Origin of the sequence: Streptomyces scabiei 87.22 (assembly GCF_000091305.1) — a bacterium.
In the GTDB taxonomy this organism is placed as follows: Bacteria; Actinomycetota; Actinomycetes; order Streptomycetales; family Streptomycetaceae; genus Streptomyces; species Streptomyces scabiei.
Genome location: NC_013929.1, coordinates 4,798,095 through 4,809,979, shown reverse-complemented (window position 1 = coordinate 4,809,979; position 11,885 = coordinate 4,798,095). Strand labels below are relative to the sequence as shown.

Annotated in this window: 9 protein-coding genes; 1 reads left to right on the top strand and 8 read right to left on the bottom strand. The window is 72.1% G+C overall.

Going from position 1 to position 11,885, the window contains the following annotated elements:
* Positions 1-72 precede the first annotated feature (72 nt).
* The 8 genes from SCAB_RS20310 to SCAB_RS20275 form a co-directional block, all read right to left on the bottom strand.
* Positions 73-888, bottom strand: coding sequence for a hypothetical protein (locus SCAB_RS20310; RefSeq protein WP_231885096.1), 816 nt, complete (start codon positions 886-888; stop codon positions 73-75).
* A gap of 231 nt (positions 889-1,119) precedes the next feature.
* Positions 1,120-2,151: a Yip1 family protein gene (locus SCAB_RS20305; protein WP_086022877.1), complete on the bottom strand. Its 1,032-nt coding sequence runs from the start codon at positions 2,149-2,151 to the stop codon at positions 1,120-1,122.
* Positions 2,152-2,300: 149 nt separating this feature from the next.
* On the bottom strand, positions 2,301-3,815 hold the full coding sequence (locus SCAB_RS20300; protein ID WP_013001947.1) for an FG-GAP repeat protein: 1,515 nt from the start codon (positions 3,813-3,815) through the stop codon (positions 2,301-2,303).
* Between the two features lie 171 nt (positions 3,816-3,986).
* Positions 3,987-4,382, bottom strand: a complete 396-nt coding sequence (locus tag SCAB_RS20295; RefSeq protein WP_013001946.1) for a nuclear transport factor 2 family protein — start codon at positions 4,380-4,382, stop codon at positions 3,987-3,989.
* Positions 4,383-4,525: 143 nt separating this feature from the next.
* A complete protein-coding gene (locus tag SCAB_RS20290) occupies positions 4,526-5,917 on the bottom strand; it encodes an FG-GAP and VCBS repeat-containing protein (protein ID WP_013001945.1) in 1,392 nt (463 codons plus the stop codon).
* 55 nt (positions 5,918-5,972) lie between these two features.
* On the bottom strand, positions 5,973-7,397 hold the full coding sequence (locus SCAB_RS20285; RefSeq protein ID WP_013001944.1) for an FG-GAP-like repeat-containing protein: 1,425 nt from the start codon (positions 7,395-7,397) through the stop codon (positions 5,973-5,975).
* 103 nt (positions 7,398-7,500) lie between these two features.
* The gene (locus tag SCAB_RS20280; RefSeq protein ID WP_013001943.1) at positions 7,501-8,976 is read right to left on the bottom strand and encodes an FG-GAP and VCBS repeat-containing protein; all 1,476 of its coding nucleotides are present in this window, start codon (positions 8,974-8,976) and stop codon (positions 7,501-7,503) included.
* A gap of 242 nt (positions 8,977-9,218) precedes the next feature.
* Positions 9,219-10,700 carry an FG-GAP and VCBS repeat-containing protein gene (locus SCAB_RS20275; protein ID WP_013001942.1) on the bottom strand — a complete coding sequence of 494 codons (1,482 nt, stop codon included), beginning with the start codon at positions 10,698-10,700 and terminating at the stop codon, positions 9,219-9,221.
* Between the two features lie 261 nt (positions 10,701-10,961).
* On the opposite strand from SCAB_RS20275, the gene SCAB_RS20270 reads away from it, so the two are divergent.
* The gene (locus SCAB_RS20270) at positions 10,962-11,771 is read left to right on the top strand and encodes a DUF6281 family protein (protein WP_013001941.1); all 810 of its coding nucleotides are present in this window, start codon (positions 10,962-10,964) and stop codon (positions 11,769-11,771) included.
* Positions 11,772-11,885 lie beyond the last annotated feature (114 nt).

The window sequence follows — 11,885 nt, the reverse complement described above, 5'->3', positions numbered from 1 at the left end:
GGACGCGGGGCCGGGAGTGTGGGGCCGGCCGACGCCGCCCGGAAGGACCGGGAGGGCAGAGGGTGCGAGGGGTCAGGGGGCCGGGCGGGGGCGGACGCCCCAGGGCTCGAAGTCGTAGATGGTCTCGTTGATGCGGAGGCCGTCGACGGCGCCGATCCACATGAAGTCGCGGCCCTTGCCGACCGCGGCGCTGTAGATGGTCGCCGGTTCGCCGCCGTCCTGGAGCGCTGCCATCACCGCGTCGAAGTCGCACAGGTCCGACTGCTCGCAGTTGGTCTGGACGCCCGCGGCGCCCGTGAGGAACCAGGTGCCGGTCTCGGTGGCGTCGAGGTAGTCGGTCCAGCGGTTGGTCACCGGGGCGGCGGCCGGTACCCACACGAGCGTGGAGTAGGTGATGCCGGCGTTCGGGGCGGCCAGGTTCGGGTCGATCTCGAACCTGATGTTCGGCATGTTGGTCGGGCCGCCGTAGTCGACGTTCTCGCCCGTCTGGAACACATGGAAGCCGACCTCCTTGAGGCTCGACACCGGCCTGCTGAAGAAGTCGACCTCATTGCCGAAGTCGACCTTCTCGTTGGTGGCGGGCGTGGTGGTGGTGCTGCCCGCCACCTCGATGCCCAGGCTGCCCCGGCCGTACGGCGGTCTCCCCTCCGGGCCCAGCACGCCGAACGAGCCGAACGGGCCGTTGCGCAGCTCGGCGACGGGGGAGCCGATCGTGTTGCGGGTGATCACGCCCCAGTGGTCCGAGCGGCCCTGGTGGCCGTCCCCGTGTTCGTCCCCGTCGCCGTTCCCGTCGGCGGTGGCGGTCCCGGGGAGGATGGCGGCGGACAGGGCGACGAGCAGGGTGGTCAGGAGCACCGTTCCCCGGCGGATGCCAAAGCGAGCTTTCACACGCACTCCTTGTGGAGGTTTGAGTGGTTCAGGTCGCGATGACGTTATCCGACGGTATGTAAATTAATGATGATGATGTGGCTCTTATATGAGTATTTGGTCCGTTTGGGCATGCGGTCCGTTTGGGCATGCGGTCCGGTTTGGGTATGCGGTCTGTTCGGGGAAAGCGGCAGGGCCCCGGCGCGGTGACCGCGTCGGGGCCCTGTTCGTGAGCGTCGGGAGATGTCCCGCCTAGAAGGTGCCCAGCTTGATCAGCGACAGGATCGCCACCAGCTGGATCGCCGACGCGCCCAGGGCCTTCGGCCACGCGAGGTCGTGGGACTTGGCGACCATCAGGGTCAGGAGGGCACCGGCGGCGACCCAGGTGATCCAGCCGAGGATCTGCACGAACGGGGCGTCACCGCCCGCGAACATGGCGACGACCAGGCGGGGCGCGTCCGTGACGGACATGATCAGCATCGAGAGGCCGACCGTGGGCTGCCAGGCGCCGTCGCCGCCGAGCTGGCGGGCCAGGGTGTGGGTGACCACGCCCAGGACGAAGGTGCTGACCACCATCGTCACGGCCGTGACGAGGACGATCGGCACGGCGTTCGAGAGCGTCGCGTTGATCGCGTCCTCGCGGGCGCCGTCGAAGCCGAAGACGGCCAGCAGGCCGTACAGGAACGTCACGATCAGGGTGGGGCCCCACACCGCGTAGTCGCGCATCACCAGGAACGTCTGGTTCGGGCTGGTGACGATGCCCTTGAGGAGCGCCTTCCACGGCAGCCGCGGGCCGAGCGGGGCCGCCGGGGCGTTGCCCGCCCGGTAGGTGTCGCCCTGCTGGTACGGGTCCTCGCCGACGGAGAACATCTGCGTGTGCCCCGGGTTGTTGGCCGCGTACGGGTCGACGCCGCCCTGGGGGTGCCCGCCGCCGTCGCCGAAGTACTCCGGCTCGCCGTGGTTGCCCTGGCCTCCGTGGTTCCCGCGTCTTCCCTGGGCGCCGGGGTGCCCGCCGCCGGGCGTCTGCGGCCAGCCGCCCTGACCGCCGCCCCGGCCGCCGCCGTGCGGTGGCCCCGGGGGCGTCTGGGGGTAGCCGTACGACGGGCCGCCGGCCTGCGGGGCCTGCTGTCCGTACGGAGGGTTGTGCGGTCGCGCTTGAGGAGCGCCGTTGTCCCGGCCGCGTCCGATCCTGAATCCAGCCACGTCATCGAACGTACCTGGTCCCGGGCGGCAGCGTGCCGGGCCGGGGCCGACCGGCCCGGCTTTGCGGCCGAGCTGTGACATCCCCTAAGGGATCGTCAGGGACGCGTAAGGGGTGCGGGCGGACGGCCCGTTGCGCGGGTTCGCGCAGGTCGGCCCGGCCGCCCGCCGACACGTCACCCGGCGCCCCCACCAGCGCCTCACTGCTGCCTCACCACTGTCCCCCCGGGATGTCAGTGGCTGCTCAGGTACCTCCCGTACGACAGGGCCGAAGCCGGGGAGGGCAGGCCGAGGTTCTTCGGGGTGAGGGCGCGGGAGTGTGTCACGGAGGCCCTCGGGAAGACCCAGACGCCGCCGGAGCCCGCGTTCTCGCCCGGCGCGCCGACGGCCATGTCCGGGACGCCGTCCTTGTCGTAGTCGCCGGTGGCGAGGGCGGTGCCGAAGGCGTCGTTCTTCTCCGCCACGCCGGGGACGCGGGGACGGTCCTGGTGGTACGGGACGGACGTCGCCTCGCCGAACCGGTCGACGATGCCGCCCTCGTGGCCCAGCAGCAGGGTGGCCGCGCCGGCTGCCTTGCGGGTGCCGATCGCCTCGCCGGGTGCGCCCGCGACCAGGTCGTCGCGGCCGTCGCGGTTCCAGTCCAGTACGGCGAGGGAGGCGCCGAAGCGGTCGCCGGGCTCGGCGACGCCGTACACGCCGATGGTGTCCTGGTTGAGGGTCTGCGAGCGCAGGCCGAAGGACTTCTTGTCGCCGTAGAGGAGGTGGATGCCACCGCCCTTGGCGTACGACTCGGGGCCGCACGGGTCGTCGATGTTCTCGTCGGCGATCTCGCGGCACTCGCCGAGGGCCAGGTCGTCCAGGCCGTCGCCGTCGAAGTCGCCGACGGCGAGTGCGGAGGCGGCGCCGTTGTCGGAGTTCCAGATGTTGGCCATGCGCCGCTCGGACTCGTCCCACGACCACAGCCGGACGTGCGACTGCGTGAAGGGGGCGTCGACCGTGTGGTAGGCGAGGGCCAGGTCGTCGACGCCGTCGGCGGTGAAGTCGCCGGTGGCGAGGACCGGGGCGCGGCCGCCCATCGGCGTGGTGAGGACGGTGGTGATGACGTCGTTCTCGCCGTTGTCGACGACCGCGTGCACGGCCACCGTGTCCCGGCCGCCGACCACCAGGTCCCTCTGGTGGTCACCGGTGAGGTCGGCCGCGGCCACCGACATGCCGTACGCCGACTTCGCCGACGGGCCGACCATGGTGTTGGACCCCGGGCCCGTGCCGCTCTTGGCGCCGCCGACGACGATGATCACGCCGGCGTCGGTGCCCGGTCCGTTGTCGAAGTCCTCACCGGGGGTGCCGACGATCAGTTCCGCCATGCCGTCGTTGCTGAGGTCCTGCAGCAGGACGGACGCGCCGAAGCGGTCGCCGGTCTCCGGTGAGCCGGGGACCTCGGCGGTGGCCTGGCTGACCCGGATGCTCCCGTGCGCGCCCAGGCCCTTCTTGCCGCCCCAGACGAGGTTCACGTAGCCGGCCTTCGCCTTGCCGTTCACGGTCGCGTCGGGCATGCCGACGGCGAGGTCCGCGTAGCCGTCGCCGTTGAAGTCGCTGGTCACGGCGGTGGGGGTCGGGGCGGGTTCGGTGCGCGGGGCCGCGGCGGCGGTCGTGGCGAAGGTCAGGGCGAGGGCGGCCGTGGTGGCGGTGGAGGCCGCCACGGTGGCGGCGGCCAGGGCGTACGTCCGTCGGTGCGTCCGTCTGTGCACGGGTGGCTCCAGGTGGGTGGCCGAATGTCGAGGGTGTGGCTCGTTCACCTGTGTGACACCTGGAGGCCGTGCGGGGTTGTGCGCGCGGGGCCGGAAGTCTCGCCGCCCCGTGCGGATTTTCGCGGCAGGGGTTGGGCCCGGCCGGAGCCGGGCCTACGACCGGAGCCGGGCCTACGACCAGAACGCGGCTTCCTTGTCCAGGTCCTCTTGGCACTCGTCGATGTCGGTGATCTTGTCGCCGACGATGCGGAAGACCAGGCAGCCGTTCTGCTCGATCCGGCTGCCGCCGCGTTCGGCGGTGTAGCGGTGCACGGAGACGGCGTGGCCCCGGCCGTCCACGCAGATATGGCTCAGCTCGACGCGGAACGTCCCGTCGGTCTCCTCGAAGAGCCGCTGGTAGACGCCGATGATCGCGTCCTGGCCCTTGTGGTCGCCCGACAGGAGGTGGCTGCCGGGGATGTGGTGCGTGCAGTCCGAGGCCATCAGGCCGCGCAGGGTGTCCAAGTCGCCGCGGGTGAAGGCTTCGTAGCCCTTGCGGACGAGCGTCGCGTTCGGATGTTCGGCCATGGGGATCGCCGGCTTTCCACTGCTTGTGACGGTTTCCTGCTGTGGGGGTCATTGTCTCGCGCGGCCGGGGGCCTTCGCGAGCGCGCGCGAAGGCCCCCGGCCGGTGCGTCGACCGTGCCTGCCGCACGGGCGGCCGGCGGCGGTTACTGCAGCATCCCCCGGATCGTGTCGCCGTCCACGGCCGTCGCGCCGGTGGTGGTGACACCCTTCGACGAACCCCGCAGAACCAGGGAACCGTTCTCGGCGAGCACGTACAAGTCGGCCCTGCCGTCGCGGTCGGTGTCGCGGAGGCGGATCGTGTGGCCGAAGTACTCGCCGGCGGTCACGGCGCCGGGGACACCCGCCGTGCCGCGGGTGAGGAACTGGGAACCCTTGGCCGTCAGACCGGACGGGCCGCCGTAGAGGACGTGGACGGCACCCGCCCCGTCCTTCCCGCCCACGCCCTCGCCCGGGGCGGCCACCGCGAGGTCGCGGTAGCCGTCGCCGTTCACGTCACCGGCGGTGACCGAGTCGCCGAAGGCGTCGTACGACTCCGGGGTGTCGGCGATGCCGGACGTGGCCTGGGTGAAGCGGGCCGACGCCGACGGGCCGGAGGCGGAGCCGTACCAGACCGTCACGCGGCCCTTGGACCGGTCGTAGACCGGTGTGCCGATGGCGATGTCGCCGTACCCGTCCTTGTCGAAGTCGGCGATGACGCCGTCGCCGCCGCGTTCGGCCTGGCCGCCGTTGCCGTTCACGCGCTCCAGGCGGAGGGTCTTGCCCGGGGAGAGCTTCGTGCTGCCGCCCTTGATGAACCAGGCGTCGGAGGCGATGTACTCCGGGGTGACGACGTCGCCGATGACGACCAGGTCGGTCTTGCCGTCCTTGTCGATCTTGCCGGAGACGACGGCGGTGGAGTAGAAGCTCGACGTGTCCTTGTCGAGGACCGTGACCGCGCCCTTCACGCCCGACCTGGTGAACGCGCCCCGGTAGACGTACGTCTTGCTGTCGCGGACGAGGGCCAGGTCCGGGGAGCCGTCGCCGTCGAAGTCGCCGGTGGCGAAGTCCCGGGCCTCGCCGGAGACGCCCTTCGGGCCCTTGAACGGGACGGTCGTGCCGCCGGACAGGCCCTTCGGGCCGCCCCAGAGGACGGTGACCGTGCCTTTGTCCTTGTACGTGCCGACGTTCTCGCCGTTGGCGGAGACCGCGAGGTCGCCGTAGCCGTCCTTGTCGAAGTCCGCCGCCGTGCGGATCTCCCCGAAGAAGTCGTCCGTCTCGTCGGCGCCGGGGACGCCCGCGCTCGCCTGGTCGATGAACTGGGTCTTCGTTCCGGGTCCGTCGGCCGTGCCGAAGGTGACGAGGACGCCGCCGCCCTTGCTGAAACGGGTTTCGGTGCCGTACGAGAAGACCGCGGTGTCGCGGTGACCGTCGCCGTTGAAGTCGTCCGCGTACTTCGCGGGCGCGGCGGCGGCTGGGCCCGCGGAGAGGGAGAGCGCGAGAGGGGTCACGGTGGCCGCCACGAGCGTCGCGGCCAGCGTGGCACTACGGAATCGCATGCATGTCCTTCGAAGGGGAGAAGAGAGGGAAGAGCGAGGAGAGGGAAGGGCGGGGCTACTGGGCGAGCTGCGCGCCGAAGCTGTACGCGGTCTCCTCGAGCCCGACGTTCGTCGCCGTGATGCTCCTGGCGCCCTTGGTGGTGAGGCCGGAGGCCGTGCCCTTGAGGACCAGGAGGGCGCCCCGGGTGTTCTCGCCGGGGGCCGCGACGACCAGTTCGGCCCTGCCGTCGCGGTTCAGGTCGATCAGGCGGACGGCGCCGCCGAAGCCGTCCTGGGTCTCGGGGGTGCCGGGGACGCCCGCGGTGGCCTGGTGGTAGGACCGGGCGCCCTTGGTGGTCAGACCGGCGGCCGAGCCGTACAGGACGGTGACCGAGCCGGCGAACGGTGTGCCGCCCACGCCCTCGTACCGCGCGCCGACCGCGAGGTCGGCGTACCGGTCGCCGTTGATGTCGCCGACGGAGAGCGAGCCGCCGAAGAAGTCGCTCTCCTCTCCCGTGCCCGGCACGCCGGGGGTGTCCTGGTTGACGACCGTCGGGGTCTGCGTGAGGTCCGGGCCGCCCTTGCCGCCGTACCAGATCTCCACCTGGCCGCCCAGGTGGCCGGTGCCCTCCTGGAGCGCCGGGTCCTCGGGGTTGGCGAGGACGAGGTCGCCGTAGCCGTCGCCGTTGATGTCGCCGACCGTGACGCGGCCGTCGCCCTCGGCCTTCGGCATGTCGACGACGGTGGTCTTCCCGCCCTTGTACGTGTGGTACCTGACCCGGCCGCCGGGGTCGGCGGCCGTGAACTCGGTGTAGACACGCTCGGCGGCCCTGTCCCCGGTGAGGTCGCCCGCGCCGACGTCGCGCGTGGAGCCGACGGTCTTGACGTAGCTCGCGCTCGCCGCCGCGCCGGTGGTCCTCTTGAACGGGCCGTGGTAGATCCGGGTCTGCCGGAGGCCGGTGACGGTGAGGTCGGGTGAACCGTCACCGTTGAAGTCGGCCGCCGCGAGGCCGTGGCCGTAACCCTGCTCGGCGGCGATGTCGGAGGGCTGGGGCAGCGCGGTGCCGCCCGAGAGGCCCTTCCTGCCGCCCCACAGGATGGTCACCTGGCCCACGTACGTGTCGACGCCGACGCCCTCGCCGGTCGCGCCGACGGCCAGGTCCGCGTACCCGTCCTTGTCGAAGTCGGCGGAGGCGAGGCTGGCGCCGAAGGAGTCCTGCCGCTCGGCCTTGCCGGCCACTCCGCTCGTGTTCTGGGTGATCACGCTCCGGTTCGCTGCCGAGACGCCCGACTTCGAGCCGTAGAGCACGATCACCGCGCCGGCCGACGACGCGCCGTCGACATCGGTGCCCGGCGCGCCCACCGCGAGGTCGCGGTAGCCGTCGCCGTTGTAGTCGTCCGCGAACCTGGCGACCGCCGCGCTCGCGGGAGCGGCCAGGGCGAGCGGCGTCAGTCCGGAGGCGAGGAGGGCCGCGGCCAGGAGGAAGGGGCGAGTGCGCATGGGGACTCCAGGAGGGAGGAGGGCCGTGGCGGGCGGGGCGCGCCCTTCGCGGGCAGGACCCGCACCCTTGCCGGATGCGGGTCCTGCCCGGCGGACCGGTGCGTCAGTTGGCCGCGTTCGCGCCGAAGACCGGCTGGCCGGCCGTGGAGACGCCGACCGCGGACGGGGCGAGGGAGCGGGAGCCGGTGGTGGTGATCTTCGTGCCGTTGGAGGGCAGGTAGAGCAACGAGCCGTTGTAGTCGTTCTCGCCGTACGCGCCGGCCGTGAGGTCCGCCTTGCCGTCGCCGTTGACGTCGGTGAGCTTCACGTCGCTGCCGAAGTGGTCCTCCGTCTCGTCCGAGCCGGGGACACCGGCCGTGGACTGGGCGAAGTACTGGTAGCCGGACGTGGTGTTCAGGCCGGACTCCGCGCCGTACAGGATCGTCAGGGCGCCCGCGTCGACGACCCCGCCGAGGTTCTCGCCGGGGGCCCCGGCCACCAGGTCGGTCCTGCCGTCGCCGTTGATGTCGCCGAGGGACAGCTCGCTGCCGAACCAGTCGCCGCGCTCGGAGGAGCCGGGCACGTTGCCGGTGTTCTGCGTCACCGCGACCGTGGTGGCCGGGCCGTCGGCGGAGCCGTAGGCGATGTGCACCTTGCCGCCGGTGGAGGACTCGGGCACGGAGGGCTCGCTGCCGTCCTTCGACGGGTCCCAGTCCTGGCCGGTGACGATGTCGCCGAAGCCGTCGCCGTTGATGTCGCCGATGCCGGTGATGATGCCGCGCTTCAGCTCCTGCGCTCCGGCCGCACTGAGGCCGGAGGCGGTGCCGGGCACGTACCAGTTGGTGTTGTAGCCCCAGTCGGTGTCGGTCTCGAAGCCGTTGACGACGAGGTCGGTCCGCTTGTCGCCGTTGACGTCGCCCGCGCTCATCACCAGGGTGCCGGTGTTGCCGCCGGAGCGGATGTCGGTGGTGAAGCTGTAGCGGCCGCCGGCCGTGCCGGACTTGGTGATGCCGCCCTTGAAGACGTAGACGCGGTTCGAGGAGGAGCCGACCGCGAGGTCTTCCGTGCCGTCGCCGTCGAAGTCGCCGGACGCGAGGGCCGTGCCCCACTCGTCGTGCGAGGAGGCGGCCGGGTCCTTGACCGTGGTGGCGCCGGACAGACCCTTCGCCGAGCCCCAGACGATGAGGACCGTGCCGCCGTCGGTGTCGCCGTCGACGTCCTCGCCCGGTGCGGACACGGCGAGGTCGTCGAAGCCGTCGCCGTTGTAGTCGCCGTAGGCGCTGACCCAGCCGAAGCCGTCGTTCTTCTCCGCGCTGCCGGGGACACCGGTGGTGTTCTGGCTGATGGTGGTGCGCTTCGACGAGGTCACGCCGCTCGCCGAGCCGTACAGGGCGACGATCTGGCCGGCGCCGCTCTTGCCGCCGACGGTGGCGTTGCCCGCCGAGTACGCGACATCGCCGAAGCCGTCGCCGTTGAAGTCGGCCACGGGGTGGTGGACCGAGTCGGCCGCCGTCGCCGTCGCGGCCGAGAAGGTGAGCAGACCGCCGGTCAGCGCGGCCGCCGAGGCCGTCGCGAGGGCGAGTCGCAGGTGCTTGTGCATGCGGGAATCTCCTGCCGCATGCGGGACGCCTGGCAGACGTCCCGCAGTCAAATGGGGTGCTTTCTGTCCGTGTTCGCCCGGAGTTCGCCTGAGCTTCACGTGAAAGTTGGCGAACAAGAGACCGGTGAGGCGGCAGGAGGGTTGTACGGGAGTTCGAGAAAGTTTTCGCATGCGGTGCACGCGGTGCACGCGGTGCACGCGGTGCACGTGGTGTGTGCGGTGCGTGCGGTGTGTGCCTACGGTCAGTCGGCCGCCTCGCCGCCGAGGTTCGGCGAACCGTGGGTCGACACACCCACGGCGGACGGGGCGAGGGTGCGCACGCCGGTCGTGGTGATCCTCGTGCCGTCGGAGAGCAGCTGGACCACGGACCCGTTGCCGCCGTTCTCGCCGGGCCTGCCGACCGTCAGGTCCGCCCTGCCGTCGCCGGTGACGTCGGTGAGCTTCACCTCGGAGCCGAAGCCGTCGTACGTCTCGTTCGTGCCGGGGACGCCGGCCGTGGCCTGGGTGAAGTACTGGAAGCCGGACTGCGTGTCCAGACCGGCGGCCGAGCCGTGGAGGACCGTCACCGCGCCGGTGTCGACGACCCCCGACAGGTCCTCGTCGGGCGTGCCCACCACCAGGTCCTGGAAGCCGTCGCCGTCGATGTCGCCGAGCGAGACCTCGGAGCCGAAGCCGTCGCCGCGCTCGGAGGTGCCGGGGACCCGGCCGGTGTCCTGGGACACCGCCGTGGTCGAGGCCGTCACCGGTCCGGCGGCCGAGCCGTAGGTGATGTTGATCTTGCCGCCGAGGACGGAGCCGGGCGCGGAGAGTACGTCGGGGTCGTCGATCGGGTCCCAGTGCTGGCCTGTGACGATGTCGCCGTAACCGTCGCCGTCGATGTCGCCGATGGCGCTGACGAGGCCGGGCTTCAGTTTCCGGGCCGAGGCGACGGACAGGCCGGTGGCCGTGCCGGGTAGGTAGAAGTTGACGTTGTGGCGCCATGCGCCGCCGGTCACGATGCCGCTGACGATCAGGTCGGTCCGCCGGTCGCCGTTGACGTCGCCCGCGGTGAGGTCGAGCGCGCCCGTGAACTCCTCCGACCTGATGGGTGCCTTGACGGTGCGGTACGAGCCGGGCTTGCCCGACCTGGCGATGCCGTCGCCGAACACATGGACCGTGCTCGACGCGGTGCCGACCGCGAGGTCCTCCGTGCCGTCGCCGTCGAAGTCGCCCGCCGCCAGCGACTTGCCCCAGCCGCCGTGCGCGGAGGGTGCCGGGTCCGCCAGTGCCGTACCGCCGGACAGGCCGCGCGGTGAACCCCACACGATCGTGACCGTGCCGGTGTCCCGCACGCCTGCGGTGTCCTCCGTGGACGCGGACACCGCGAGGTCGTCGAAGCCGTCGCCGTCGAAGTCGCCGTACGCGCCGACCGAGCCGAAGCCGTCGCCGACCTCGGCACTGTCGGGGATGCCGGGCGTGTTCTGGCTGATCGTGGTGCGGTCCGCGGCCGTCACCCCGCGCGGCGAGCCGTACAGGGCGACGATCTGACCGGCGTCGGCCTTGCCGTCCACCGTGGCGACGGCGGCCGAGTACGCGACGTCGCCGAAGCCGTCGCCGTCGAAGTCGGCCACGGGGTGGGGGACCGGGTCGGCGGCCGTGGCGTTCGTGGCCGAGAAGGTGAGCAGACCGCCGGTCAGCGCGGCCACCGAGGCCGTCGCGAGGGCGAGTCGCAGGTGCTGGTGCATGCGGGATCTCCTGCGGCTTGCGGGACGTCCGGCAGCGGGCGCCACCGGCGATGGGGTGCCCGTTCCGTCCCGTGCGCCTGGGTGCGGCAGGGGCCGGGAGAGCGTCGGCGAACAGGAGACCGCCGAAGGGGTGAGGGGGTTGTACGTGAACTCGGGCGACAGACAGCGGGGTTGGGCGGGCCGCGTGCGCCGAACGTTCTCCGGCACTCGTGCGTCTGCGGTGCGAGGCCACGACAGACGTGCCGTCGAACGGTGGGAGACATGATGCTGAGCGGTACCCGTGCACGGATCGCCCTGACCGTCCTTGCGATGACACCCCTGGCCGTCGGGTGCGCGGCACTGGAGACCGGGGGCACGAGTTCGGCCTCGTGCGTGTTCGCCGTCGACTACGACGACCGGACCTACGTCGACGCCGGCAAGGTCCGCCACACTCTCGGCGCCGAGGTGGGCACCGCACGGGACTCGGTCTGCGAGGACCAGGGCGGCGGCGAGGAGGACCGGGTGGCCCCCGGGGACCTGGGGGACTACACGGCCTACGCCATCAAGGGCGTCGACACCGAGGACGCGATCGCGGTCCGCGACTCCCCGGAGGGCGAGGTGCGCGTCGTGGTTCGCATGGGCGGGGACGGAGGGGTGAGGGAGACGGCCGAGCGCCTCTTCGGGAAGGACGCGCGGGGCGGTGACGGCGAGGGCACCGACGTGAACGACGAGCCGGGGGACGACACGGGCGACGGCGGTTCGGACAGCGGCGACGGCGGCGGCGCGGACGTGGGGAAGTGTGCGCTCGTCGTGGAGTACGGGAACGAGGAGTACATCGGCCGGGGCGACGCGAGGATCGAGCTGGGGGCCCGGGCCGGGCTCGCCCGTGCGGTGCCCTGCTGGGACACGCCCGGCGAGGTCGACCCCTCGGCCGAACCGCAGGCGTACCGGGCGTACGAGATCAAGGGGCTGGACCCGGCCGACGCGATCGCGATCCGCTTCTCGGCGGACGAGAAGCCGTTCTTCATGGTCCGCGTGGGCGACGACCTGCCGCCGGAGGTCGAGGCCCTGCTCGCGGCCGAGGAGGGGTAGCGGCGCGGGCACGAGCCGTACGTCCTTCTGAGCAGTCCGTCCTTCCGAGCAGCACGTCCCGAGCAGCACGTCCCGAGCCGTGCGTGCCGAGCCGTGCGTGCCGTGCCGTGGCGT

Coding starts and splice junctions, on each gene's coding strand:
- SCAB_RS20295 (WP_013001946.1), bottom strand. CDS start 4,382: ATGGCCGAACATCCGAACGCGACGCTCGTCCGCAAGGGCTACGAAGCC.
- SCAB_RS20275 (WP_013001942.1), bottom strand. CDS start 10,700: ATGCACCAGCACCTGCGACTCGCCCTCGCGACGGCCTCGGTGGCCGCG.
- SCAB_RS20290 (WP_013001945.1), bottom strand. CDS start 5,917: ATGCGATTCCGTAGTGCCACGCTGGCCGCGACGCTCGTGGCGGCCACC.
- SCAB_RS20270 (WP_013001941.1), top strand. CDS start 10,962: ATGATGCTGAGCGGTACCCGTGCACGGATCGCCCTGACCGTCCTTGCG.
- SCAB_RS20285 (WP_013001944.1), bottom strand. CDS start 7,397: ATGCGCACTCGCCCCTTCCTCCTGGCCGCGGCCCTCCTCGCCTCCGGA.
- SCAB_RS20280 (WP_013001943.1), bottom strand. CDS start 8,976: ATGCACAAGCACCTGCGACTCGCCCTCGCGACGGCCTCGGCGGCCGCG.
- SCAB_RS20305 (WP_086022877.1), bottom strand. CDS start 2,151: ATGTCACAGCTCGGCCGCAAAGCCGGGCCGGTCGGCCCCGGCCCGGCA.